We start from the raw sequence: 25,270 nt of genomic DNA, 5'->3' as shown, positions 1-25,270 counted from the left end.
CCCCAGAAAAATAATAAGGAGTGAGGGGAACTCCCCTCACTCATAAAGTTCGTTGTATTCTTTAATGGCTCTTGTAGCTTCTTTTTCAGCCCAGGCGAGAGCTTCTTCGGGTGTCATTTCTTCATTAATCATTTTTTCAATAGCGGTTTCTATTATGTCTCTCACCTCTGGAAACGGTCCTATGACAGCTCCTCTGGTGTTCGGTGTTTGAACCGACAACAGAAGCTGCAAAAGCGCCGTTAGATGATGAGGATACTCACCGTAATAACCCTGGTAAAGGAGTGTTTCTACCGCATCTTTTCTTACCGGGAAGTAACCTGTTCCAAGGTGCCAGCGTATCTGTTGTTCTGGCTCCGCCATCCATTTCACGAACTCCCAGGCTGCTTTTATCTCCTCTTCTGGATGGTCTCCTATGATCCACAAGCTTCCCCCACCTATTGGTGTTCCTCCAAGCTTAACTCCTTCTGGTTTTGGAAGGAACGCCGTTCCAAGTTCGAAACCGTTTTCCTTAGAAGCATCCATCATCAGTTTCACGTCAGAAGTAGAGGTGATGAGCATGGCGACTTTTTGAGAAATGAAAAGCTGTCTTGCCCCTGTCCAGTCCTCTTTTGTTGTGTTGATCATAAGACCCTCTTTTGTAAGTGTATTCCAGAGTCTAAGGAACCTGAGCGCCGCTTCGTGATTAAATACCGCCTTTGTTGGTCTTCCTGCTCTTCCATTTTCGTTGTCAACTAAAGGAGCGTTCTGAAGAGCTATAAACTGCTCGAAGAACCAGCTATGAAGTGGCCAGGTGATACCAGCACGAACGATGTTTCCTTTTTCATCTTTAACTGTGAGTTTTCTGCAGTATTCTATTAACTCATCGAATGTTCTTGGGGGATTGTTTGGATCGAGACCAGCTTCTTTGAAGAGGGTCTTGTTGTAGTAGAGAATAGGATTTGAAGAATTGAACGGCATTGAGTAAAGTTTTCCTTTCACTCGGTAGTAGTCCAGAACCTGTGGGAGGAATTTTCCAATATCGAAAGAGGGATCCTTCTCAATCAAATCACCGATTGGAACAGCTATACCACTGTCGATCATGAATTGGGTGCCAATTTCGTATATCTGAACAACGTGTGGAGGAGTTCCACCCTGTACAGCTGCCACAAGTTTGTTCAGTGTGTCCCTGTAACTTCCGGTGTATTGCACTTCTACTTCAATGTCTGGATGGATCTTCATGAAATCCTCTGCCATGTTTTGAAGAAGTTCGATCCTCCATCCTCCCATGGCGTGCCAGAACTGAATCTTGACCTTTGCTAAACTGATAACTACGAGAAGAAGCATCAGAAGAATAAAAAATTTCTTCATAACATATCCCCCCTTTGAATAGGACTGATTTCTAAAAACAAAAAGCAACCCATCCAGGGTTGCTTCTCTTGTTTTCCTCCCCGTGCTTTAGTATTTTACAACATTTACAACAGTATTTTACAACACAGAGATTGCTATATCAATGAAGAAAAAATATTCCACCTGTGATATAATAATAGTAAAATAACTCTTAAATAAAAAATAAAACTCTAAAAAAATTGGGAGGGGAATTATGAATGTTTTTGTGAAAACTTTTGGCGGGACAAAAGTTATCAAGGACAATGATATCGTGAATGCAAGAGACTGGCCATCGCAAAAGGCGTTTGCCCTGTTCAGGTATCTCATTTTCAGGAGGAACGAAGAAGTGTCCGTTGAAGAGATCTACAACCTCTTTTGGGAAGACATGGATGATGCATTCGCGAAATCCAACCTGAACACCACGCTCCATATCATAAGAAAAACCACCGGAATAACAAGCGAACAGCTCTTTGTGAAGAGAGATCTCTGCTGTTTCTTCCCGGGAGATGAAATCACCATAGACGCAGATATTTTCGAAGAGTGTCACAGAAAACTGATGAAAACTACGTCAGATGCTGAACGTGAAAAGCTCCTTAAGAGGATGTTCGAGATTTACACTGGGCCATTTTTAATCGAAGACATTTTCGCAGAATGGGTTCAGGAAATCAGAGAAATCTACGAATCGTGGTACTCGGATGTTCTGAAAGAACTCTTCGAATTGTACTTGTCGAGAAAAGATTACGACGCTGCTCTTGAGATGGTAAACGCTTATTTTCAGAGAGAGCCTTACGATGAGGATATGTACTACAGAGCCATTGAAGTTCTTTTGAAAAAGGGTGATATCACGAGGGCGAAACGTGTATACGACAAACTCTCAAGTCATCTTACGGAGATAGGGATCAAGCCTCGATTGAAATTCGAAGATTTTCTCTCCAAAAGAGACTCAGAATTCATGATGAACGGTAACAAAGCAGTGGTGGTTGATGAAAAGCTCTTTGAAAGATTCCTCTTTCTGGAGAGTCGAAGGAGAGAAAAATCTTTTGTCATCGTCGAGGTGAAACTGACAGATAAGAGTATCAGCACTGAAGATGTCTCCCAAAGATTAGCATCTCAGCTTCGAAAGGGGGACGTGATGACCTTCTCAGACGAAACTATCCGAATTCTTTTCCACTGTCCTGAACAACGTCGTCCAACAATAGAAAAACGTGTGGTAAATGCACTCGAGAAAATTGGAGTGAATAAAAACCAGTACGAAATTTCCTGAAAACACAGATCAAAAAATAGCGCCGCTACCTCGCATTTGAAGCAGCGACGCTCAAAGAAATGTACTTAATGAATGTATTGGGAGAAATGGGGATAGAGAAGGATCAAAATGAGTACCTCACCCCAACGAAAATTTTGTAGTTTGTAAAGTCATATGATACTCCCAAAAGAACAGTTATACTCTTACTGGGGTAATATCCTGCACTTAGAAACACCTCCCATGGTGTTTCCTCGAGTGTCCAGTAACTTCTGAAAGAAAGGCTCACAGAAAATCTGTTGAGTTTCAGATCCCCCCTACCCCACCAAAGTATTCCAGAGAATTTTGTGAGATCGAAGAGTGTGTACACACCAGCTGAGAGTGAAAGATTTCCCACACTGGTACGATCTGAAAATCCAGCTCCCAAGTATTTGAACCGCCAGTAGATAACCCCGAGTTTCAATTCTTCTCCAAACAGTTTCGTTTCTACAAGAAGTCCATCGGGAAAAGAAGCAGAAAAATGGATGCTTTTGTTCAACCAGAGACTTATTCTGGCTTCTGGATAAGAGGAAATCAGTATGAAACTCTCTTCAGATTTTTCTTCTTCTTTACCCATGAACTTCTCAAGCCCAGAAATATCCCCCGCGACGAAAACTTTTTCTTCAGGCGGTTTTTCTACAACGAGAGCCCTGCAGAAAACGATCATTCTGTGTTCTTTCTCATCCGTTTTGAATTTGGAATAAGCAATCGGTTGAAAATCCTCTTGAGAGATCCAGATCTTTGTTCGAAGATATGCGCCGTCCAGTTTCATTTCGATATCAGATAGAACACTTTGTTTATCCAACTGTTGTGGTGTTATCGAAAGGTACATTTCCTGCACCGTTGTCATTCCCTGTGTTACTGTAAGAATCTCCTCCCTTCCTATACGCACAACGGCCGATTTCCCGAGAACAGTCAGGATCCAGGGTTTTGAAAGAATTCTATAAGAATCGCGTATCATGGGGAATTTCACTTTTATGGAAAGTGGAAAAAACTTCAATTCTACTGTATCACTCGAGTAGTGTATTGAACCCTCGTTGGACTCATCGGTACTGAGATAGAGCTCCTCCAGAGAGACTCTAGTTCCGGTACTCTCTTTCACTTCTGCCATTACAAAATGATACATGATCATGGGCTCCGAAAACACCGTTGCAACAGTGAGAATCAGAAAGATCATCAGCGACCATTTCATGATCACTCACTTCCCTGGATTTCCGCCTTGATGAATATGTAAAGTTCTTTCTGGGAATCCTTTTTCGTCGTACCACCGAAGAAGTATCTTATGAGTGGAATCTTGTTCAGTATGGGTACACCGGAACTGGTCTGGGCGCTGTCTTCGATGGTGGCGCCGGAAATCACAACGGTCTGACCATTTTTCAGGAAAAGTGTTGTAGAGAGTTCGTTCTGTTTTACAACGAATGCTCCGAGTTTTTCTCCTGCAAAGTGACTGACCTTTGGCGAGAGTGTAAGCTCGAGTTCTTCTTTGTCCATCACACGTGGTTGAATGTCGATACTCACTCCAACGTCTATGGACTCGATCCTGCTCACCGCTCCCTCAGCCTCAAGGAGAACCACCTGTCTTTCTCCCAAGAAGAGAGAAGCTTTTTCTCCACTCTTCACGATGATCCAGGGGTCTGCTGTGATCTTTGCTTTCTGATTCTCTTCGAGAAGTTTCAGCTTCGCTAGGATCTGACCAAAGACATCCGTCTGAATATTGATGAGTCCTGTTACCAGACCGAGAGTAGCCGCCCAGTTCTCGTTGAATTCCTGATCAGAACCGAAGGAGTAATCTAAACTGTTCAATCCCAGCTCGTTCGAGTAATCTTTGGAAACTTCTGTGACGATCACGCTGATTTTCACCTGTGGTATCGGGATGTCTATCTTCTTGAGATCTTCCTCGAACTCCTGCGTGATCTCTTCAGGTGCTGTGATGGTTACCATGTTGTTCTTCTCGTTGAATTTGACGTAACTCCTGTAAACTACTGGTAGAAGTTCCTGGACGTCGGCTGTGGTTATGTATTTCAGCTTGTAGGTCTTTGTAACTGCAAGGTATCTGAATGCAGGATTCGCCGGGTCCGGTGATCCCACAAAATAAAAGCCATTCATCTTTTTGAAAACGTATCCTCCAGGCATGAGGATCATCTTCAGTGCTTGCTCTAAGGGTACTTCGTTGAGTTCCATAGTGATGAAACCAGTCACGGTTGTGTCCGCTATGATCGGGATTCCTGTCTGTGCAGATATATCAGCGAGGGCATCCAGAATATAGGTATCCTGGAATATGTTGCTCACTAAGGGTTCCTCCTGTGCCACCATCACCGCTGTTATCAACACAAATAAAGCGAAATCGAGTTTTCTCATTCCCCATTCCTCCCTTCCATCCGGAAAGACTTTCTCAAAACGATCGGTGCCCTACCGTAGTCGCACCTCGCGAGCAGTTCGTACTGTCCCTCTTCCAACACGACTGGTATGAAGATGCTGAAGATCCTCTTCGTTCCTGGAAGCACAGGATTCGTTGACGAGATCTCTTCCTGAATGAGACTTTCCATTTTCTCCGGTATTATGAGACCTTCGTTCGTCACCTGCTGAGACGTGATCCTGTTCAAACCGAAAGTGATCTTTGGCAGAAGATGATAGTTCCCCGTGTTCTCAAAGACGATGTCCGCGTAAATACCATCTTCCTTCACGGTGTAAACCAGATCGGCGCTTGCTTCTTTAGTTATATCTTCGTCTCTTCCAGCGAACACAAGAAGATTTGCCCCCACTTCCGTCTGTAAATCGCCTTCTGTTTTGAAGACCACATCCGCGTAGTAACCTCCCGTGAAATCTTTTGGAATTCTCACGGCGACACGTACGTTCCTGGACTGTCCAGGTCTCAAGCTGAAAGAAGATGGAGTGAGGTTGATCCAGTTAGGAGGAGTACCCCTTTCTTCTTCCGGAAGGATCTCTCCGTAGAGGTCGTAAACCAGAGGCAAGATCTTTCCTTCCACCTGAAGGGTTTCTTCTCCCAGATTCGATACTTTCACTATCGATGATCGGTAAGATCCTGGAACAGCTTTGATTTCGATGTCTGCTGGATCTACTGTGATCATCACAGGATTTGCTTCCTTCTTCTCTTCTTCGGTTTCCACTTTTTCTGAAGTTACTGTGAAGGTGGTCTCTACCACGATCGGTCTTCTTCCACCGTAATCGACAACGGCTCTTGCGACGTATTCTCCGGGAGGAAAGAATCTTCTTGTGATCGTTCTCATATTAACCGTGCTGTCGGGGAGAACAATACCTCTTCCCCCACCAAGCGGCATCTTCGCTATTGTTCGACCTTCTTTTGTCTTTATCGTGAGTGTGCCTTTCGCGACGATGTGAACGTTGCTCTTGTTCAAAACACCGAGCGTGAAGACAAGGGCACCGTTTCCAATCTGCATCCTTATTGAAGGAATGTCATCTGATCTTTCCACTTTGAAGTAAGCGGGAAATGCTTCCACCCTCTGACTTGTTCCGGAGACAACAACTTCTAAAAAACTCGCCATCCTGTATTTGAATTCGATCTCACCATATGCTCCCTCTTCAGGGGGTCGTTGTGTCTCCCGCGATTGAGGTGTTTGGATTTCAAAGGTAACAGCACCGTAGAGTCCTCCAGAAGCACCCCTTGGAACGTTCACCGTGACGATGATCGTTTTGGTTTCTTGGGGAGGAACGGTGATCGTGTCGGGTTCCACCTTCACCCATCTTGCGATCGAATATTTTGTGCTTCCCGGCTGTTTCAGGTCGTACGCTCCATCCTCAGTTTCTGTTATGTCCATCACCATCGCTTTCAGTGTGATGGATTCGAATTCGCTGTCGTTCTCCAGGAAAATTTCGTAGCTGAAACTCGTTCCCGGGTTCACGGTTTTACTCACCACAATGGGATCCATTCGAACGGAGATACCCTGCGCGAGAAAAACACTACTCATCAGAATCAGAACAATTAAACTTATCCTTCTCATCCCCATCACTCTCCCATAAAAAATAAAAGGCGAGGGAAGCCCCTCGCCTTCCTTTTTTGAAAGATTTATCTCTGGCTGTTCACGTATTCTTCAAGATCTTCCACGTAGTTTCCTTCCTCGTCGATCCAAGGTTTCTGGTTTTTAAGCGTGAGTATAATTGTGCCGCTATCTCTGTAAGTGGATGCACTGTTGCACCTTTCAACATGAATTCTATTCCAGAGTTTGTAGGTCGCACCGTTATGGAGAATTTGGCTGTCAGGTACCAGTAGGGTCACGTCGTTGAGATTTGGAGCGGGTGTCCATATATCTTCTGGTATGGGAAGCTGTGGTCCGAACGCGTAGTCCACTTCGATCGTGTCGTCAACACTTGTACCCGTTGCGTATTTCAAGTGATCAAATCCACTGAATCTGATCTCAAGATCGCTGTTGCTCTGAAGAGTTGCTGTTATACAGTTGGCAACGTAGATTCCAGGTTTTCTCACAAACCAGGTCCACTTCGTTCCTGTGAGGCTCCATTTCACCCATTGGGCAACCTGAACTTCCAAAGTCATGGGAATTTCCCATACATGCCTGTTACAACTTCCGCTCATTCCTTCACTGATAAACGCTCTTGCGTTGTCAGTATTACCCTCGTATGCGTAAACCGGTACTTCTTGCTGGGCAAAAAACAAAGAACCCACTATCAAAACCATCGTTATCAACAGAAGTCTTCTCATATCAATCCCCTCCTCAATTGTTCGCGATGTAACACTTTACCAACTTACCTTTCGTTGGTCACGTAATTTTCCAGATTTTCTACGTAGTTTCCTTCTTCGTCGATCCATGGTTTCTGATTCTGAAGTGTGAGATAGATATACCCGGTGTCTCTGTAGGTAGATGCGCTGTTACATTCAACTACCTTGATCCTGTTCCACAGATAGAAGGTCATACCATTGTGGAGTTCCTGGCTGTCTGTCAGCGTGTAGGAAAGATTGTTCACCTCAGGTGCTCTTACCCAGCTTTCAGGATTTGGTATTCCTTCATCGGTCATAACGGTGTAGTACGCTTCAATCTCCGGGTTGACACTGCTTGTTCCTGTGTAGGTTGGGTCATCAAAGCCGCTGAAAGTCACCAAAACATCTCCATTGCTGGCAACGGTCCCCACGATAGCGTTTGCGTAGTAGTCTCCAGGTTTTCTCACAAACCAGGTCCATTTCGTTGCGTTCAGACTCCACTCGAGCCATTGAGCAACCTGAACCTCTGTTGTGAATTCAATCTGCCACTCAGGTTTGTTACAAGATCCATCCTTAGGGAACGCACTAAAAGCTCTTGCCAGATCGTTTGTTGCTGGCAGATTGATATACTGGCCATCCTCGTACTTCCAAACTTCGAGTGGTGTCTGTGCCAGTACAAAAGAAAACAGTGCTCCCATAAGAACTAACCAAAGTAACTTTCTCATACAAACCCCTCCTTCTACTCACCTTATGGTGAGGTATCGACGTACAGTTTAGAGTTGTTGATGGTGAAGGTTATAACACCCGTGCTGGTGTAGGTGTCCGCTGACAGACTCCTTGGAACGTTGATTTTTTGCCACAGAGAGAAGCTGTTTTCTAGAAAACTGAGGTCGTCGAACCACTCTGTGGGAATCTCGTCACCATAGGCCACTTTCAGATCCACACTATCTTTCTCGTTCGAAGGATCGGGAAAATTCACGTAGATGGAAAGGTGTGTGTTCGCTTCAACTTCGAGCACTTTCGCGACGTACACGCCGGGTTTCTTCACAAACCAGGTGACCCTTGTACCGCTCAGATGGATCTCTACGCAACGCGAGAGTCTACCTCCCCATGCGGTTTCTTCTCTTCCGCTGCTGTTTACAACTCCATGAAGGAGGATGTAGTATTTGTTGTTCAGCCTGTTCAACCTGGTGAAACTGTTCTGGAAGAGAAAGGAGAGCGGAACCTCGAAGGTGTAGATGTTCACGGGTGAGTCGAATTCTTCCTTGAACGGAAACTGACCCGGCGCCTGATTTCCCTCGGGCTCTTCGGAGAGAACGTTGAGATGTGTTTCTTCCAGATACCACTCATCGTCGATATCCACTCTGACGTAGAGGTATTCTGAATCGTTCCAGACGGTGACGGTTCCCACCACTGTGTTCTGGCCTGCCCAGAAGCTGAAAAGTTTCTCCCCATCTCCCAGTTCGTATTCCATGTAGTAATACCACTGACCCTTTCCGCGATAGGAGTTCATTTCAACTACGCTCCCTGTGGTTTGTCTCTGAGCAGGTGGGAGAACGAACACGTCTTTTTTGACCTCCTTTTCCCACCTCCCGAGTTCTTTGTTATATTTGTAGATCGTTGTGGAAAAAGAAAAAGCGAAAAGAAAAACAATGAGTATCCCCAATCCCCACTTTCTCACGGTACCGCCTCCTACGTTTCAAACTCTATTCAAAAGAATGAAACAGGGTTGAAATTGGAAGAAATTTTCAATGAGTGTTTAATGAAAAAACAATAAAAACTGGTAGACTTTTAACGGGAGGTGAGAGGCGTGGAAGTGAAGATAGAAAAGCCCACCCCTGAAAAACTCAAGGAACTCGGTGTGGAGAGATGGCCCATCTGGGAAAAAGAGGTCAGTGAGTTCAACTGGTACTACGACACAAACGAGACCTGCTACATACTGGAAGGCAAGGTGGAAGTCATAACAGAAGATGGAAAAAAGTACGTCATAGAGAAGGGTGACCTTGTCACCTTCCCGAAAGGTTTGAGGTGCAGGTGGAAGGTTATAGAGCCAGTCAGAAAGCACTACAACCTCTTCTGAACTTGAAACCTTCCGGAAAGTGTTGTAGAATACTGATGCACCACGCTAGGCGGGGGGCTGGCGGTCCCCTGTACCCGAAATCCGCCGTACGCGGGGCCGAATTCCCACCCGAGGCTCTTCGGGTCGGGAAACGGCGTGACTCGGGGGCGGTGAAGACCGGGTCCCACGCAACGGGGCCCTGTGAACCTGGTCAGGCCCGGAAGGGAGCAGCCATAAGCAGGTGTCTCCGTGTGCCGTGGGGGAGCCCGGTCGGAGCTTTCCGATCACGCACGCCCCGGTCTGGAGAAGTCGACGGTGGGTGCGTGGTGCATTTTTCTTCTGGCTACTCCCTCGTTGAAACGTTAGCCCTCATGTTCTGCATCTGCACGGTTGTGATGGTAGGCCTTTTCTCCCTGTCTCTTGCCATGAAAACACGCGCCCGCCTCGTTTACGACATCGATCTTCTAACCGACGAATTCTACGCGGTGGATTTTATGAGACACGAATACGAGGTGAAAGCCGCGGCGTCTTCTTCTGTTTCTGTCACATTGAACAGTTTGATTTTTAACGCGAACTACGATAAAAAGAGTGGAAAGATTTCTTATCTTGTGATGTTCAAGGACGGCCTGTACAAAATCGTTCGTTTCGGTCTGAGCGGAGAGGGAAACAACTACCTGATAGAAACAAAAAAGGAAATTCACTTTTCACAGGAAGGGAAGGTATTCTCCGTAACAATAGGAGACACTATCTATGACCTTGGGATCTCAGAGTAGCCCTCTGTGTTTTATGAAGTAGTAGACGATGATCCAGCTACCCAGCATCACTTTCAGGTACACCACCATGTTCGCCGGAACTATGAGGTTTCTTCCCGGGATTATCAGAACAACGAGGAAAAGAAAAACGATCATGATGAACTTCTCCAGAAAGTACGCTTGCGTTCTTTCGAACTTCCTCTCGAAGTTTTCAAAATCTTCCACCATGGCGATCAGAGCGAGCGCCGTTCCACCCGCAACCCCAGCAGAGAATCCACCGCCTGGACTCACATGGCCTTCGAGGGCAAGGTACAGCGATCCCACGAGGAGAAAGAACGCTATGAATCTGGCGAAGATCCTGATAGTGACGTCCGATATGCCTTTTATCTCCTCTGGAGTAGGAAGGTAGGCCATGTGGAGAGAAACTCCAAGCACTGCGAGCGAGAAAACAAGAACCTCGAAGACAGTATCGTACACCCTGTTCAGAAGGTAGATCTGGGTGATGGGATTTTTCACCACGGGGTTTTCAAAGTTCACTTGAACCTTTTCGAAACTTCCGTTCAACAGAACAACAAAACAAAAAACAACGAAGATGGTGATCCACATCCATTTCATCCGATCTCCTCCCCAAAGTATTTCTTTTTCAATTCTTCTACGAACTCCTTTTCGGTTCTGAGAAATTCTCTGAATCTCATTCTCAATTCCTCGTCCGCGAAAAGAATGTGGTAGCTACCATCTCTGTGTAAGACGTGGTTCAATCGTTCGCCCCTGTACACCCTCTCTGTGTACCTCAGTAGATCGAGTTTTTCATCCTCGAGGTAGAAGATCTTTGTTTCCAGATAGCCTTTTTTGTCTTCACTGAACACTCCGCCACAGGCAACATCTACCCTTCCGTTGTTCAAAGCTTCAAGGAGATCTTCCAGAGAAGAAAACTCGACGAACTCTGATCTGTAGTCGTACTTCTCACAGAATCTCTTCAGAAGTTCATATTCGAAACCCATAAACGCCTCTCCCAATTTCTCGAACAGGAGTCTGACAGGTGTGAAACCGATCCTCACTCGATCCCTCGACTTTAGAGCAATCAGATAAACAAGAGTGGTGAGAAGTGCCCCAAGAAGTGCCTCCGCTATGGCCACATCGGGAGAAGAAAAGAGTGTGTACAAAAGAACCGCCAGAACGCTCAAAGCCGTTCTTCCAATGACTGCGTTCAATCTTATCGAGGTGAAGATCGTGTACAGAGAGACAGAGACCATCAGAATCAGTACCAGATTTTCTATCAAGACGATCCCTCCGTGTACATGCGCGCTATAACGTGTGAAACGAAAGGCCCCCATACAAGAAGGAGTACCACCATGAGGATTGTTCTCGAAGCGTCTTCCCAGAAGTTGAGTACGATGAAAAGGGAGCCCATTGTGTCTGAGATTCCTATAAGGTGAATCTTCAGAAAGAAGTCTTTTTTCAAAAGCGAAAGAAGAGTGCCGAGAAACATCAAAACTAAACCGATGTAGATCATCCTCTGTTCCTCCTCAGAAAGTAGGAGAACAGAATAATTCCGCTTCCACCAGCGAGCAGATAGAACACCGCGACATCCCTTACCTGAGATAGCCCCGGAACGAGGTACGAAAGGGCGTAGATAAAAACACCGACCTTCGTTGAAAGCGACGAAATCCCCAGGAGCTTTTCCCACTGGTTTTTCCCCAGAAGCACCTGAAGAACGCTCAGGATCAACGGAGAAATGAGAAGCCATCTCATGGTTTTCTCTCTCCCACCTGATGGACCACCATATAACCTTCCTCTGAGACGATCACCAGTGTTTTCGGAGTGAGGGTGATAGTAAGTGTTTTTTCGAGTTCCTCCCACTCATCTTTCACCGGAACTTCGTAAGCCTTTTTAGCCTCGTTGTGGAAGAGCAAAACCAGGATCGATTCAAAAACCGCTTTTGGAACGTTGTAGAAGAGTTTCAACACAAGAAAGGGAAACTTCTCAAAGTGGATGGGCCTTGTGAAGATGTACGTGACAACGCTCATCAAGCTTCCAAGTACGATTGTTGTCAGAGTCGCTTTCTGAGACAAAACCATGAAGAAAACGGTTCCCGTTATCACAGCGACAAGAAAAGACAAGCCACCACCCCCAGAAGATAGACCCCGAGCATGGACTCGAAGTCTTCAAGCGGATATTTTTCTATCTTCAAATTCTTGAAGAGAAAATGAACCAGAACCCCCGCACCCATTAAGAGGCAGCTTTCAAGAGCCTTTCCCCAATTTGCAAAGTAGAGTCCTATCGTCAGAGAAGCAATGAACAGAACGAGATTGTACACCCCTGGTAATTTCTTTCTTTTGAATTCAAAAGGTTTCAGAAGAAATTTCCAGAAAGAAGCCGCGGTGCCAACAAAAACAACTTCCATCAAGATCTTCTCCCATCTGTGAAGCTGTTCGAGAACCAGATTCTTCGAAAAACCCGCAAGGCCTGGAAATCCCATGATCGAAAGACTTGCCAGTGAAAGTGACAGCCACGTCCAGAAATCGAGCCTTTTCCACTTCGTCACATCCCTTTCTGGAAGTTCATCTTTCAAAAGAAAAAGCCAGGATTTAAAAATTCCATGTGCGAGGGCGTATACAGAAGCGGTGATGGGGGACGCAAGGACGATCCCTATCTGTGAAAGGGTACTGTAAGCAAGAATCCTCTTGTAATCTTTCGAAAGAAAGGCAAACAAAACACCTGAAAGCGCCGAAAAAATGGCAAAGATCTTCACCACATTCCAATTCACCACGTGTTCCAGCCGAACGAGCGCGTACACAGCACTCTTCACAACGACACCGGATAGAACCGCTGAAACGGGTGTTTCTGCCTCCGAATGAACCTGTGGAAGCCACATACTGAAGAGGAACACACCAGCTCTCAAAAGAAGTCCAACCGCAACGAGAGCGGAGGCAAACGAATCAACCTTCAAGATGTCAGAGATCGAGAGTGTGCCGTTTTCCGCGTATAGAACACCGATTCCTATCAGGTACAAATTCATACCAACAGTCCCCAGGATCAGATACTTGAAAGCGGACCAGTACTGAATCTTCTTTTTTCCCTCCACGACGAGAAGGAAGGTAATGAGGGATATCACCTCAACTGTAACGTATATGTTGAAAAGATCGTAACTCACGAACGCAAGGTTCAACGCTCCAAGAAGTATCAGAAGAAGGTTCGAAAGACTGACGTTCAGGTCTTTCGTGAAAACTGCAAGAAGAACCACAGCTGTGAGGATGAGAAAGAAATACGATGTCTGATCTAACAGAAGGTGAACGCCGAAATTTCCGGTCAAAACAAGATCGAAACGATATCCTAAAAGCATCATCGTGACTACGAAAAGAAGATTCACCAGTGTTGCCCACCAAGGAGCTTTCCTCTTCAAGAAGAAAAAGACAATCCCAAGCGATACAATGAGGAAATTGTAAACGAGAAAGATCACTCTTTCTTTCCTCCTCCTTCTCTGTCGAGCCTGTCGGAAGAAACAGAAGAGTACTTGGAAGCGATCACGCTCGCAGTGGTGACAAGGAGCGCTACGGTGGCGAACCCTATCACTATCGATGTGATGATCAGAGCCTGTGGGACAGGGTCGGCTGAGTTCTGTTGAAACGGTATCGGAACAGCTTCCCCCTGCTTTCTGGAGATGAGGACAAAGAAGCTGACAACACCCGTTCCCATGATATCTAGCGAGATGATTTTCTTTATCAGATCTCTGTTGATCAGAACTCCTAAGAGTCCAATCAGGACAAGAAGAAGAGTCAACCGTTCAGCCACTTCTCGATCACCTCTTTTCCAGTAAAGAAGAGAGCGTCCGCGTAAGAAAGGTCATCGAATCTGAATTCATCTCCCACTTCTACTTCTGCACTTTCGAACCAGACGAGGTAATTCTCCGGAACAAAAATCCTCGATGGTTTCAAACTTTCAATCACCTTCTTCATCGTTTTCTTCCGCACTCTGTCACCGAGAGATGGATCGAATGGCCCCGCGACCACGTACTTTCTCAGCTCAACAGGAACGTGATATCCTATTCTGATCACCTTTGTCCCCCAGCCCTCAAAAATGCAGACTAGATCAGAACAAATATCTACCACTTCTTCGACATTCAAAGGTGTGTACTCTCCTTCTTCCATCACCCTGTGGAGTTCCGTTCCTTCAAAAACGAGTGTCGGGTGTATTCTCACCATATCCGCTCCACATTCCACGGTCCTCAGCGCGGACAGAATTTCCCCTTTTCGATCACTTCCCGGAAGTCCTACCATCAGATGAACACTGAGAATAAATCCGTTCTTTTTGATGAGTTTGCAGGCTTTTTCAGCTTCCTCGGAGGTGTATCCTCTCTTCGACCTCTCGAGCACCTCATCCAAGAAAGACTGTACTCCCACTTCGATCATGTTCACACCGTATTTCTTCAGAATCTTCAGTTTTCTTTCGTTTATCTCGTCCGGGCGCGTCGAGACTCTGATCGACTTCACCACAGGGAATCTCTTCACGAATCTCAGGTACTCTTCCATCTTTTCCTCTGAAAGACCGGTGAACGATCCTCCGTAGAATCCCAGTTCGTATTCATTCGACGTTCTGGAGTACTCTTCTATGATTCGTGCAATATCATCAAGAGACGGGATTTTTGTCTGTCCCGTGGCTTTTATTTGATCACAGAAGACACATCTTTTCTTACAACCTGCGTATGGAAGAAAAATGGGAATTATCTTCATGATCTCTCCTTCAAAAGTTTTTCGTAGGCGATTCTTGCGGCCTCCTTTTCCGCTTCTTTCTTCGTTCTGCCTCTGCCCGTGGCGATGGGCTTTTCATCCACCCTCACTTCCACAACAAAAATCCTGTCACCATCATTCTTTTCCGTTCCCACCAGCACGTATTCCGGAGGCACTTTGTGTTCGCTCTGGACTATTTCCTGGAGAGCCGTTTTGTAGTCGAAGAGCATTTCACCCTTCATGATTTTTTCTATGTAGAACTCGAATTCCTGCTCAAATAGCTCCTTTATCTTCTCATAGCCCTGATCGAGGTATATGGCAGCCAGAAGCGCTTCGAACGCGTCGGCGAGTATGGAATCTCTATCACGTCCACCAGTTTTTTCCTCTCCCTTTCCAAGAAACAAGAATTTGCCAAGATTCATCTTCCTGGAAACCATGGCGAGAACTTCTTCGCTCGCCGCTGCGGATTTCACCCGGGCCAGGTCTCCCACTTCCGCTTCTGGATACTTTTTGTATAGTATTTCGCACACGAAGAGTTCTAGAACGGCGTCCCCCAGAAACTCCAGCTTTTCGTTCGATTCCACGTCCTTTCTTCCCGCTTGATTTTGCTCGTTCGCGTAAGAACTGTGACACAGAGCCCGAAAGAGAAGTTCTTCGTTCTTGAAGTTGATTCCAGTTTCTTTCTGAAACTCCTCCACGATCTTTCTCTCACTCTCGTTCAACGAGCATCACCTCTTTCAAAACATCACCTTCCAGCGAGCAGAGGTAGAATTTTTTCTCATCCATATCGATGATACCAAAAGTCGGACCGGCCTCAGATTTTGGAAGAGAAACCGATCCCGGATTCAAAAGCAGCACCCCTTCGCACCTTTCTGCCAGAGGAACGTGAGTGTGACCGAAAAGAACTACACTGCATCCATGAGCCTGTGCCAGGCTCACAGGATCTCCTCCTTCGTATTCGAACTGGTCGCCGTGAACAAGGAGTATCTTCACATCTCCCAGGAATTCCATTCCAATCCTGGGCATTTCCGGAATTTCCAGAACCCTTATGTCCACATCCGCATCACAATTTCCGCGTATGTACTTCACACGGTGTTTCTTCAAAAATGAAGTGAGTTCCTTTGGACTGTATCCCTCGGGAAGTGGATTCCGAGGACCGTGGTAGAGAACATCACCAAGATGCCAGATTTCATCGAAATTCTCCGCACTCTTCAAGGCTTTCTCTGTGAGAGACAGTGAACCGTGGGTATCCGATATCACAAGAATCCTCAAAGTCAACCCCTCCTGATAACGAACTTTCCAGATAAAACGGAAATGGAGAACAAAACAACCGTCCAGAGCAAAACGACAAAGATCGAGTGATTATCGACAGTGTGTTCCAGCTGATGCACCCTGAGGGCGTACATGGTTCTGAACACAGGCGTTGACATGGTGATTCTTCGAAGGATATCTGGCAAATTGCTTACAGGAATGGCGAAACCGCTCGAGAACAGGGATATTCCTATAACAGAAACACCAAGTATGTTTGCAAGGCTCTTGTCAGGAGAAATGGAAGAAACCAGAAAACCCACAGACGTGTGAAGAAGCGCGTTGAGAAGAATGAGTACAGACGTAATGAGGAAACCCAGGCTGTCTCCTGTCAGTATCACCGTCAGGGTGTAGGCTATGAAAGAAACGGATGCTCCAACGACGGTGTAAGCGAGTATCTTCCCGCAGGCGTATTTCCATGCCGGAAGGTTGTACACGAGGAACATCTCGTGCAGGTTCTTCTCTCTGTCGAGAAAGGTGGAGACACTCGCTAGTGATACGGTTATCAAAATTGCCGTGAAAAAGACGACGAACGGGGAGATGAGATCGGAAAATCTGAGTTCTGAATCTTTCAATGTCAATCTGGGTACGGGATAATCGGACTCTGTGAATATGTACCGAAGCACCTTGGGATCGAAGAAGGCACTCCCCTGGAAATCTGCCAGAACGGAATCGAGAACGTTGTATATCGCGGCGGCGAGGTGAAGATCGATGGGACTCGGGATGAAGATCATCTGGGTTGGCTGTTTGGAATACAGTTTCGCCGCGAAGCCCTTTGGAATAATTATGACCGCGTTCAGCTTTCCTTCTTTCAAAAGTTTTTCGTAGTTTTGATCGACTTTCACTATGTTTTCCTGTCTCAGGATGGTTCCAATGAATCTCATGACGAGGGAAGACCATATGCTGTTGTCTTCGTTGTATATTCCAAGCTTCATCGTCTGAAGGTTGTAGCCCTGCATGAAGAGAAGAGAGATCAGCACAACCAGAACGGGTGCAGTGATGATCATCATCAGTGAAGATCTTTTCTTCAAAATCCTCTTCAGTTCCACGACAGTTATCCTAAACATCGAGTTTCCACCTTCTTTCAACCTCCCTCACCACGTCTCTGTGGATTTCCTCTATGGAGCGTTTTCCATCCAGCACCACGATCCTTTCAGGATGCTCTCTGGCAAGCACGAGGTAACCTTCTCTCACACGTTCGAGAAACTCTCTTTTTTCAAAGCGGTTGAGTTCTCCTTTTCTTTTGAGGGCCGTTTCGACGTCCACGTCTATATAGAAAGTCAGGTCAGGAATCAGACCATCCGTGGCAAAATCGTTCAGCTCTTCCACGATCTCTTTTCCCAGATTTCTTCCAAAACCCTGGTATGCAACACTGGAGTCCGTATATCTGTCAAGAAGAACGGCGCACCCTTCGGAAAGATACCGTTTTATTTCTGTCACAAGGAGATTTCTTGAGGCAAGGAACAGGAAGAGCTCAGCTTTGGGAGTCACTTCTTCCTCCAGAAGAATCTTTCTGATCTTCTCCCCCGTTTCCGTTCCGCCCGGCTCCCTTCTCAGGATTACTCTCTTTCCTTTCTTTTCCAGGTATTGAGCCAGAAGCCTGATCTGTGTGCTCTTCCCGGATCCGTCTATTCCTTCGAACGTTATGAACATTCCTTTCCCTCCTGGTCATAAGGATGAAAGCGACAAGATTGTTGGAGGTGTGGTACAGAACAGCAGGAAACAGAGATCCACTGACAGCCACGCTGTGAGCGAATATGAGCGCAACTATGAATCTGTATACGAGGTTCGCAAAGGAAAATCTTTCGAAGCCCACGATCACGTTGAAGAGGTGAAGAAGAGAAAAAACGAGTGCGTTGGTCCATATGTCATTTCCGTTCAGTTTCAAAAAAACTCCTCTGAAGAACAACTCCTCCGAGAAAGGAGACAGAAACACCACCGAAACCATCACGATGAAGCGGTTCATGAAGGGTGGAAACCGAGCTTCACTGCCCCCCAAGAAAAACACGTTCACAAAGAGGAGAATCAGGAACCAGTGTAGATCGACAAAGCTTACTCTGAACGATGGAACGTATCGAAAGGCCGCACACACCGTCACAGCACCGGCGAGTCCCAGCAGGGACTGATAGAAGATCGCCTTCTCGAATCGGTGTATCCTGAAGAGATTTATTGAAAACATGAACGCAAGATACAAAGCAAGGGCTATTATCGAATAGAAAACGCTCACAGCTTCACCTCACAGCAGTGTTGCTATCATGACCGCCTTTATGGTGTGCTTTCTGTTCTCCGCTTCATCCCAGACCCTGCTCTGTTTTCCTTCGATCACTTCGTAGGTGACTTCCTGGCCCTTCACCGCGGGGAGGCAGTGCATGAAGATAGTTTCCGATTTACCTGTCATCTCCATCACTCTTTCGTTCACCTGATAAGGTTTTAGAAGAGCTATTCTCTCCTTTTCTTTGTCTTCCTCGCCCATGGATGCCCACACGTCCGTGTAAACGACATCGGCACCTGCGAGTGCTTCTTCCAGATTTGATGTGAAAGAGACGCTCCCAGCGGTTTCCTTCACTATTTCTTGACACCTTTCGAATATGTCAGATCTAGGCTTGAGTTCTTCGGGACCACACGCCACGAAATTCATCCCCATCTTTGCGCAGGCGATCATGAGGGAGGTCGCAACGTTGTTTCTGGTATCCCCTATGAAAACAACCTTTACACCCTTCAATCTACCGAAATTCTCCTCTATGGTCATCAGGTCGGCGAGCGCCTGTGTTGGGTGGAACTCGTCGGTGAGTCCGTTGTACACGGGAACACCGGAGTACTCAGCCAGCTTTTCTACAGTCTCCTGTTTGTAACCTCTGAACATGATGGCGTCCACCATTCTTCCAAGAACGCGCGCGGTGTCCTCGAGAGATTCCTTCGCTCCAAGGTGTATGTCGTTCGGTGAGAGAAAGATCGGATGCCCTCCTTCTTCTGCGAAAGCGGTTTCAAAGGCGAGTCTCGTTCTTGTTGACCTCTTCTCGAAGATCATGGCAAGAGTCAGTCCTTTAAACCTTTCGGTTCTCAGCCTGGATCTGATCTCCATCTTCACCTGCTTTGAGATATCGAGAAGGTATCTGATCTCTTCAGGAGAAAAATCAAGAAGAGTGAGAAGAGATCTCCCTTTCAGATTCACAGACACACTTCACACCTCCACTATATCCTCGAGTTTTTCGCCTGTGGATATGTATTTCACTGGTCTTCCTGTCTCTCTTTCTATGAAATCAACAAAGCGTTCGAAGTTCTTGTCTTCCAGGGATTTCCAGCCATCGAAGACTTTGTAGACGGGCTCTTTCTTTTCTAGATCCCTGAGTGAAACGAGATCTCTTCCATCGGAGTAGCGCACACAGACCTTGATCTTTTCAAAACCGTTCAGCACGTCTGCCTTGGTCATGACCAGAGAATCGACACCGGAGATTTCAATGGCGTACCTGAGGAGCGGCAGATCGAGCCAACCACATCTTCTCGGCCGACCGGTCGTGGAACCGTATTCGTGTCCCGCTTCTCTCAACTTCTCCCCTTCCTCTCCTGTGAGCTCCGTCGGGAAGGGGCCTTCTCCAACCCGCGTTGTGTACACCTTGAAGACGCCTAAAACTTCATCTACTTCCACAGGAAAACCCATTCCCGCACTCACACCCGAGGAGGAACAGTTCATGCTCGTGACATACGGATACGTTCCCACGTCCAGATCCAGAAGAACCCCCTGTGTTCCTTCGAAGAGAACGCTCTTCCCTTCGAGGATTCTTTTCAGCTGGACCGGTGAAACGACGAAGTTTTTTATCGTTTCATAAAAGGTGGAAAGATCTCCCATAATTTTCTCTGCGGCGAAATCTACCCCGTAGATCTTCTTCAAAGAGAGGTTCTTTTCGAGGAAATATCTGAGTTTTTCTTCGTTGCCGAGCTCTGCGACTCTCACATTCACCCTCATAACCCTGTCGGCACAGGCAGGACCTATCCCTCTTTTCGTAGTACCTATATTCAACACTTCGTCTATTATCCTGTCCATTTCTTTGTGCACTGGAAGAACCACGTGTGCGCTTTCAGAGATGAAAATTTCACCCGAATAATCGGGAAATTTCTCTTTCAATTCCCTCAATTCTTCTGTCAGCACCTGAGGATCCAAAAGCACTCCGCTTCCTATAGCGACTCCTTTGTTTTTCGTGAAGTCAGCCGAAGGGAGGAGGTGGTGTATCACCTTGAAATCTCCGTAATTCACGGTGTGCCCGGCATTCGCTCCGCCTGAAAATCTCGCCACAATATCGTGGTATCTGGAAAGATACGTTACCACCTTGCCCTTTCCTTCGTCTCCCCATTGAAGTCCCACCACAACGCGGTTCATTCGCTTCACTCCTTTTCAAAGCGTTTGAAAATGTGGTCCACGTGTTTCAGGTAATAAGAGATATCGAAGAGTTCTTCGAGCTCCCCTTTGGTAACTAGTTTCTTAACGTCTTCATCCTCGAGGAGGTACTCGAGGAAGTGTTTTTCGGAGTTCCAGGTTTTCAGAGCGTTCCTCTGGACGATATCGTAAGCCTCTTTCCTCGTGAGTCCTTTCTCTATGAGTTTCAGCAGGACTCTCTGGGAGAACACGAGTCCCTTTGTGAGATCTATGTTCTTCTTCATTCTTTCTTCGTTCACTTTCATGTTCCTCACTACGTTTGTAGCCGTGACGATCATGTAGTAAAGAGTCTGTGTGGCGTCAGGAAAAACGTATCTTTCAACGGAGGAGTGTGAGATGTCTCTCTCGTGCCAGAGAGCGATGTTTTCAAGGGAAGGATTGACGTACGCCCTCATCATTCTGGAAAGTCCCGTGAGGCGCTCGCAGGTGATGGGATTCTTCTTGTGGGGCATGGCGCTCGAGCCCCTCTGACCTTCCCTGAACGGTTCTTCCACCTCGAGCACTTCCGTTCTCTGGAGGTGTCTGATCTCGACAGCGATCCTTTCTATTCCCGCTGCCACGATCGCGAGTGTGGACAGGTAGAAAGCATGGCGGTCCCTCGGAACAACCTGTGTGGAGACGGGTTCAGGTTTCAATCCCAGGTACGAAAGTGCCTTCTCCTCCACCTCCGGTGGCACGTTTGCATAGTTTCCAACGGCACCACTGATCTTACCGTAAGAAACTTCATCTATCGCCCTCTCAAGGCGTTGGACGTTCCTTTTCATCTCGGAATACCATCCGAGGACCTTCAAGCCTAAAGAGGTGGGTTCCGCGTGGACTCCGTGTGTTCTTCCAATGGTGGGAGTGTGTTTGTATCGATTTGCAGCTTCCCAGAGCACATCGCAGAATTCTTTTAGAGACTCTAACAGGATCTTTCCCGCTTCCACAAGAGCGAGGGAATTTGCGGTGTCGAGAACATCTGACGAGGTGAGACCGTAGTGGAAGAACCTCGAGTCTTCTCCTATCATCGAGCCGACTCCTTCGACGAACGCCACCACATCGTGGCTCGTTCTCTCTTCTATTTTCTTGAACAGTTCCACATCTATCTTAGCGTTGCTTCTTATCCTCTCTGTCACTCCCTTCGGAATCATTCCCAGTTCTTCGTAGGCCTTCGTCACTGCCAGTTCCACTTCCAACCATCTTCTGTACTTCGCTTCCTCCGTCCAAAGATCCTTCATCGGTGACAGCGAATACCTTTCTACCATCTTTTTCCCTCCCAAACAGATCTCTTATGAACACAAGCGCAACAACAGGAAAAACAAGATAAGAAGCCGTTGGATATTTAATACTTGCCACCTTCCACAACGCCATCGCAACGAGAAACCAGAAAAGCGATTTGAAAGGTACGTTTGCAGCTTTTTTCTTCGCAAAACTGGTGACGATCAGAGGAAAAAAGGACAGCACCAGAAACAACTCTGCTCGATCGTAATTTGTCCCTTTCAAATATTCGAACCCCTCGAGGACAAGGAGAAAGATCAGACTCACATGAAACAGGGTCTTTTCTCTCTCACTTCTGGTGAAGAAGAAAACAACGGAAGCGATAAGAGCGAGTATCGATACAAAAGCGCTGTCTTCCCACGAAAGAACGGCGAAGATCAGTGAAAGTCCCAGGCCTAACATCATCGATCCCCTTTCACAAGAGTCACGGCAGTTTCCACATGATAAGTCTGGGGAAACATGTCGAAGGGCTTCACCCTGACAATAGAGTAGCCGTTTTCCACCAGCACCTTGAGGTCTCTCACTAAAGTAGAGGGCTCACAGGAAACATAAACAATCCTTTCGGGTGAAAGTCTAACTATCTCTTTCATCGCTTCTGGACCCGCACCTGATCTCGGTGGGTCCAGTATTATCCTGTCTGCCCTTCCGCTGTAGTTTCTCAGAAAGTCCAGCACATCTTGTTCCACGTATTCTATGTTCCTTCTGCTGTTTATGTTTGCGTTCGCCTTTCCAGCTTTCACGGCGACTCTGCTGGATTCAACAGAGATCACCCTCGCTGCCGAAAAGGAAGTCCTCATGGAAAACGTACCGATACCCGCATACAGGTCCAGCACCATCTCGTTACCCTGAAGTGATAGTTCCCTGTACACGTGATCTATCAGTTTGGATGTGATGGAGTAGTTGCTCTGGAAAAAGGCGGTCGGTGGAATTTGAAACCTTTCCCAGTCGAACTCTTCTACAATTACACCCTCACCGTAGAGAGTTTTGTACGGTCCCCTTAGGACCACAGAATCTTTGGAGTTCATCACATGGATGATGGAGTGAATCTTTGGAAATCTCTTCAATACAGCACGAACCAGATCCCTTCCCCAGGGAAAGGATTCCGTCTTCGTCACAAAGATCACCATGAACTGGTCCGTGCTGAATGCGTACCTGATCACGAGGTGCTTGAGCACTCCCTTCCTCGTTTCCCAGTTGTAAACAGGAATGTTGAGTACCTGAACGGCCTCTTTTACAGTGTTCAGAATCTCACCCGTGCCTTCCGGTGCCACCTCACAGTCTTTTATGTCAATCACAAAATCGGAGTTTCTCTTTTTCAACCCCAATTTTCTTCCCTGAAAATGAAACTCCATTTTCGTCCTGTAGTGAAAAACAAGATCACTCGGCTCCACATCTTCCACTTCTACCTTCAGATTTGAGCGTTCGAAAAGATCGATCAATACCTCCTTTTTGTAACGAAGCTGGGTTTCATACTTCACATCCATCCAGTGACAGCCACCGCATCTTCCAAAGTATCTGCAGGGTGGTTTTGTTCGATCTTCGGATTCTTTCAGAAGGGAAACTACCTTTCCAAAAGAAAAATCCCTTTTCTCTCTGTAGGTTTTTATCAGGACTTCCTCACCGGGATACGCTCCTTCTACGAGAACTACCTTGCCGTTCGAAAGATGGGCAAGGCCGTAACCTCCGTTGATCATCTTCTGTATCCTCACCTGCTCCAGCATCTTTCACATCCTCTCTGGTGCGGAAACTCCTATGAGTTTCAGACCCTTTCTTAAAACGATACCCGTTGCGAGGGCAAGGTTGAGTCGCGCGTTCGAAAGTTCGGGATTCTCAGGATCCACTATCACGTGTTTGGTGTAGAACGCGTGGAAGGACTCGGCGAGCGACTGGAGATAGTTCGTGAGCCTGTTCGGTGCGAACATCTGCGCGACCTCTTTCAAAGCGGTGTTGAACATACCGAGGTTTCTCATCAGAACCCTTTCTTCTTCGTTTCCAAGCAGTTCAAGGTGTTTTCCCTCTTCAAACTTCACACCTTTCTTTTCCGCGTTGGAGAAGAGATTGTGGATCCTGGCATGTGCGTACTGAACGTAGTAAACTGGGTTGTCCATGGATTTGGCCTTCGCCAGATCGATATCGAACACCATGTGGGTATTGGGGTCCACCATCGCAAAGAAATATCGGGTGGCGTCTCTTCCCACTTCGTCGAGAAGTTCGTCCAGAGTGACGAATTCTCCCGCTCGCGTGGACATGCGAACGATTTCCCCACCACGTTTCAGAGTAACGAACTGATGCAGTATAACGTTGAAGAAATCGTCGGGAATGTCGAGGGCTTTCATCGCTGCCTTCATTCTTGGTATGTGGCCGTGATGGTCACTACCCCAGATGTCGTAAACCTTCCTGAAACCTCTCTTGTATTTCTTGTAGTGATACGCGATATCCGTCATGAAGTACGTGTATGTACCGTCGCTTCTCACAAGAACCTTGTCTTCCTCATCTATGAAGGCAGAGACTTTCAACCACACAGCACCGTCTTTTTCGTAAACAACGTCCTTGTTCTTGAGGAGTTTCAGCACCTCTTCGACAGTCCCATCCTCTATCAAACTCTTTTCTGAGAAGTACACATCGAACGAAGAACCAATCTTTTCAAGGGTATCTTTCATGGAGGAGAGCATTCTGTTCAGCGCTGTCTGTTTGAAAAACTCCTCCACTTCTTCGTTCCACAGATCTTTGTATCTATCTCCGATTTCGTTCACCAGATCCCTCGCGATGTCCACGAGGTATTCCCCGCGATAGCCCCCTTCGGGAATTTCTTTTTCAACTCCGAGAAGCTGATTGTACCTTGCCCAGAGCGACTGAGCGAGAAGCCTTATCTGTTTTCCAGCGTCGTTTATATACATTTCCCTCGTCACATCGTAACCGAGCTCTTTGTAAACCTCGGAAAGCACGTCACCTATGATGATCTGTCTGCCGTGTCCAACGGTGAATGGTCCCGTTGGGTTTGCACTTCCGTATTCGAACTGCACCTTCATTCCATTTCCAACGTTTTCTCTCCCGTACTCGTCTTTTTTCTCCAGCACGGTTTTAACCACTCCACGGAGCAGTTCGTTCGACAGGAAGAAATTTATGAAACCGGGTCCCATGATTTCTATCCTGTCAAACGAGGGATCTTCATCGAGACTTTTTACGATCTCTTTAGCTATCTCCCGCGGGTTTTTCTTCAAAGTTTTTGCGAGCTTCATAGCAACGTTGGTGGACAGATCTCCGAATTCCTTTCTGGGTGGAATTTCGACCTCGAATTCGATTTCTGAACCGTACGCTTTAGAGATGACTTCGGACACCTTTTGCCTGATCGCGTTCACCAGCACTCTACCGCACCTCCATGTTTCGGATTCTGCTGA

The 25,270-nt window shown here is 46.6% G+C and carries 28 protein-coding genes, 1 other RNA gene and 1 pseudogene; 5 read left to right on the top strand and 25 right to left on the bottom strand.

Annotated elements, in window-relative coordinates; all coding sequences use genetic code 11:
* Positions 1-36: 36 nt before the first annotated feature.
* On the bottom strand, positions 37-1,347 hold the full coding sequence (locus tag AS158_RS00270) for an ABC transporter substrate-binding protein (RefSeq protein ID WP_165304286.1): 1,311 nt from the start codon (positions 1,345-1,347) through the stop codon (positions 37-39).
* A gap of 232 nt (positions 1,348-1,579) precedes the next feature.
* On the opposite strand from AS158_RS00270, the gene AS158_RS00265 reads away from it, so the two are divergent.
* Positions 1,580-2,629, top strand: a complete 1,050-nt coding sequence (locus tag AS158_RS00265) for a BTAD domain-containing putative transcriptional regulator (RefSeq protein ID WP_165304285.1) — start codon at positions 1,580-1,582, stop codon at positions 2,627-2,629.
* Between the two features lie 103 nt (positions 2,630-2,732).
* Here AS158_RS00265 and AS158_RS00260 read toward each other — a convergent pair whose 3' ends face one another.
* The 6 genes from AS158_RS00260 to AS158_RS00235 are packed head-to-tail and all read right to left on the bottom strand — an operon-like array spanning position 2,733 to position 9,018.
* Positions 2,733-3,836, bottom strand: a complete 1,104-nt coding sequence (locus tag AS158_RS00260; RefSeq protein ID WP_038053441.1) for a hypothetical protein — start codon at positions 3,834-3,836, stop codon at positions 2,733-2,735.
* Between the two features lie 2 nt (positions 3,837-3,838).
* A complete protein-coding gene (locus tag AS158_RS00255) occupies positions 3,839-5,002 on the bottom strand; it encodes a secretin N-terminal domain-containing protein (protein WP_165304284.1) in 1,164 nt (387 codons plus the stop codon).
* A complete protein-coding gene (locus AS158_RS00250) occupies positions 4,999-6,630 on the bottom strand; it encodes a hypothetical protein (protein WP_038053448.1) in 1,632 nt (543 codons plus the stop codon). The genes AS158_RS00255 and AS158_RS00250 overlap by 4 nt, the downstream gene beginning before the upstream one ends.
* Before the next feature lie 59 nt (positions 6,631-6,689).
* Complete coding sequence (locus AS158_RS00245) at positions 6,690-7,340, bottom strand: hypothetical protein (RefSeq protein ID WP_038053451.1); 651 nt, start codon at positions 7,338-7,340, stop codon at positions 6,690-6,692.
* A 44-nt stretch (positions 7,341-7,384) separates the two neighbouring features.
* Positions 7,385-8,062, bottom strand: coding sequence for a hypothetical protein (locus AS158_RS00240; protein ID WP_038053453.1), 678 nt, complete (start codon positions 8,060-8,062; stop codon positions 7,385-7,387).
* 23 nt (positions 8,063-8,085) lie between these two features.
* Complete coding sequence (locus AS158_RS00235) at positions 8,086-9,018, bottom strand: hypothetical protein (protein ID WP_165304283.1); 933 nt, start codon at positions 9,016-9,018, stop codon at positions 8,086-8,088.
* Positions 9,019-9,147: 129 nt separating this feature from the next.
* On the opposite strand from AS158_RS00235, the gene AS158_RS00230 reads away from it, so the two are divergent.
* From AS158_RS00230 to AS158_RS00220, 3 genes are all read left to right on the top strand, one after another.
* The gene (locus AS158_RS00230; protein WP_008195658.1) at positions 9,148-9,417 is read left to right on the top strand and encodes a cupin domain-containing protein; all 270 of its coding nucleotides are present in this window, start codon (positions 9,148-9,150) and stop codon (positions 9,415-9,417) included.
* Between the two features lie 40 nt (positions 9,418-9,457).
* Positions 9,458-9,723, top strand: an RNA gene (gene ffs, locus AS158_RS00225) — signal recognition particle sRNA large type.
* The gene (locus tag AS158_RS00220; protein ID WP_008195660.1) at positions 9,723-10,169 is read left to right on the top strand and encodes a hypothetical protein; all 447 of its coding nucleotides are present in this window, start codon (positions 9,723-9,725) and stop codon (positions 10,167-10,169) included. Before ffs ends, AS158_RS00220 begins: the two co-directional genes overlap by 1 nt.
* Here the strand turns inward: AS158_RS00220 and AS158_RS00215 are convergent.
* The 13 genes and pseudogenes from AS158_RS00215 to AS158_RS09275 all read right to left on the bottom strand — a co-directional run.
* Positions 10,161-10,763 carry a Na(+)/H(+) antiporter subunit B gene (locus tag AS158_RS00215; RefSeq protein WP_038053459.1) on the bottom strand — a complete coding sequence of 201 codons (603 nt, stop codon included), beginning with the start codon at positions 10,761-10,763 and terminating at the stop codon, positions 10,161-10,163. The two genes, AS158_RS00220 and AS158_RS00215, sit on opposite strands and share 9 nt — an antisense overlap.
* Positions 10,760-11,428 (bottom strand): Na(+)/H(+) antiporter subunit B, encoded by a 669-nt coding sequence (locus AS158_RS00210; protein WP_165304282.1) that lies wholly within the window; start codon positions 11,426-11,428, stop codon positions 10,760-10,762. The genes AS158_RS00215 and AS158_RS00210 overlap by 4 nt, the downstream gene beginning before the upstream one ends.
* The gene (locus AS158_RS00205; RefSeq protein WP_008195665.1) at positions 11,425-11,661 is read right to left on the bottom strand and encodes a monovalent cation/H(+) antiporter subunit G; all 237 of its coding nucleotides are present in this window, start codon (positions 11,659-11,661) and stop codon (positions 11,425-11,427) included. The genes AS158_RS00210 and AS158_RS00205 overlap by 4 nt, the downstream gene beginning before the upstream one ends.
* Positions 11,658-11,900 (bottom strand): hypothetical protein, encoded by a 243-nt coding sequence (locus tag AS158_RS00200; RefSeq protein WP_165304281.1) that lies wholly within the window; start codon positions 11,898-11,900, stop codon positions 11,658-11,660. Before AS158_RS00200 ends, AS158_RS00205 begins: the two co-directional genes overlap by 4 nt.
* Positions 11,897-12,268, bottom strand: coding sequence for a Na+/H+ antiporter subunit E (locus AS158_RS00195; RefSeq protein ID WP_008195667.1), 372 nt, complete (start codon positions 12,266-12,268; stop codon positions 11,897-11,899). Before AS158_RS00195 ends, AS158_RS00200 begins: the two co-directional genes overlap by 4 nt.
* Positions 12,247-13,608, bottom strand: a complete 1,362-nt coding sequence (locus AS158_RS00190; protein WP_038053469.1) for a cation:proton antiporter — start codon at positions 13,606-13,608, stop codon at positions 12,247-12,249. Before AS158_RS00190 ends, AS158_RS00195 begins: the two co-directional genes overlap by 22 nt.
* Complete coding sequence (locus tag AS158_RS00185) at positions 13,605-13,940, bottom strand: sodium:proton antiporter (protein WP_156105072.1); 336 nt, start codon at positions 13,938-13,940, stop codon at positions 13,605-13,607. Before AS158_RS00185 ends, AS158_RS00190 begins: the two co-directional genes overlap by 4 nt.
* Positions 13,925-14,878, bottom strand: coding sequence for a radical SAM protein (locus tag AS158_RS00180; protein WP_165304280.1), 954 nt, complete (start codon positions 14,876-14,878; stop codon positions 13,925-13,927). The genes AS158_RS00185 and AS158_RS00180 overlap by 16 nt, the downstream gene beginning before the upstream one ends.
* Entirely contained in the window at positions 14,875-15,597 is a 723-nt protein-coding gene (gene rnc / locus AS158_RS00175) for a ribonuclease III (protein WP_165304279.1), read from the bottom strand. Before rnc ends, AS158_RS00180 begins: the two co-directional genes overlap by 4 nt.
* Positions 15,584-16,147 carry a phosphodiesterase gene (gene yfcE, locus AS158_RS00170; RefSeq protein ID WP_165304278.1) on the bottom strand — a complete coding sequence of 188 codons (564 nt, stop codon included), beginning with the start codon at positions 16,145-16,147 and terminating at the stop codon, positions 15,584-15,586. The genes rnc and yfcE overlap by 14 nt, the downstream gene beginning before the upstream one ends.
* 2 nt (positions 16,148-16,149) lie before the next feature.
* Positions 16,150-17,250 carry an ABC transporter permease gene (locus tag AS158_RS00165; RefSeq protein WP_165304277.1) on the bottom strand — a complete coding sequence of 367 codons (1,101 nt, stop codon included), beginning with the start codon at positions 17,248-17,250 and terminating at the stop codon, positions 16,150-16,152.
* The gene (tmk, locus tag AS158_RS00160) at positions 17,243-17,836 is read right to left on the bottom strand and encodes a dTMP kinase (RefSeq protein WP_165304276.1); all 594 of its coding nucleotides are present in this window, start codon (positions 17,834-17,836) and stop codon (positions 17,243-17,245) included. Before tmk ends, AS158_RS00165 begins: the two co-directional genes overlap by 8 nt.
* A gap of 91 nt (positions 17,837-17,927) precedes the next feature.
* Positions 17,928-18,131 (bottom strand): annotated as a pseudogene (locus tag AS158_RS09275) (CPBP family glutamic-type intramembrane protease); the annotation flags it as partial.
* On the opposite strand from AS158_RS09275, the gene AS158_RS09245 reads away from it, so the two are divergent.
* Positions 18,049-18,309, top strand: coding sequence for a hypothetical protein (locus AS158_RS09245; protein WP_162179033.1), 261 nt, complete (start codon positions 18,049-18,051; stop codon positions 18,307-18,309). The pseudogene AS158_RS09275 and the gene AS158_RS09245 sit on opposite strands and share 83 nt — an antisense overlap.
* A gap of 110 nt (positions 18,310-18,419) precedes the next feature.
* Here AS158_RS09245 and argF read toward each other — a convergent pair whose 3' ends face one another.
* The 5 genes from argF to argS form a co-directional block, all read right to left on the bottom strand.
* Complete coding sequence (gene argF, locus AS158_RS00150; protein WP_165304275.1) at positions 18,420-19,361, bottom strand: ornithine carbamoyltransferase; 942 nt, start codon at positions 19,359-19,361, stop codon at positions 18,420-18,422.
* 3 nt (positions 19,362-19,364) lie between these two features.
* Complete coding sequence (locus tag AS158_RS00145; RefSeq protein ID WP_165304274.1) at positions 19,365-20,558, bottom strand: adenylosuccinate synthase; 1,194 nt, start codon at positions 20,556-20,558, stop codon at positions 19,365-19,367.
* A gap of 5 nt (positions 20,559-20,563) precedes the next feature.
* Entirely contained in the window at positions 20,564-21,859 is a 1,296-nt protein-coding gene (gene purB / locus AS158_RS00140) for an adenylosuccinate lyase (protein WP_165304273.1), read from the bottom strand.
* 414 nt (positions 21,860-22,273) lie between these two features.
* Entirely contained in the window at positions 22,274-23,593 is a 1,320-nt protein-coding gene (gene rlmD / locus AS158_RS00135; protein WP_165304272.1) for a 23S rRNA (uracil(1939)-C(5))-methyltransferase RlmD, read from the bottom strand.
* Positions 23,594-23,596: 3 nt separating this feature from the next.
* Positions 23,597-25,237: an arginine--tRNA ligase gene (gene argS, locus AS158_RS00130; protein WP_012311301.1), complete on the bottom strand. Its 1,641-nt coding sequence runs from the start codon at positions 25,235-25,237 to the stop codon at positions 23,597-23,599.
* Positions 25,238-25,270: the final 33 nt, after the last annotated feature.

The organism is Thermotoga sp. 38H-to, assembly GCF_011057665.1.
In the GTDB taxonomy this organism is placed as follows: Bacteria; Thermotogota; Thermotogae; order Thermotogales; family Thermotogaceae; genus Thermotoga.
This window is presented reverse-complemented; position numbering and strand designations above follow the sequence as displayed.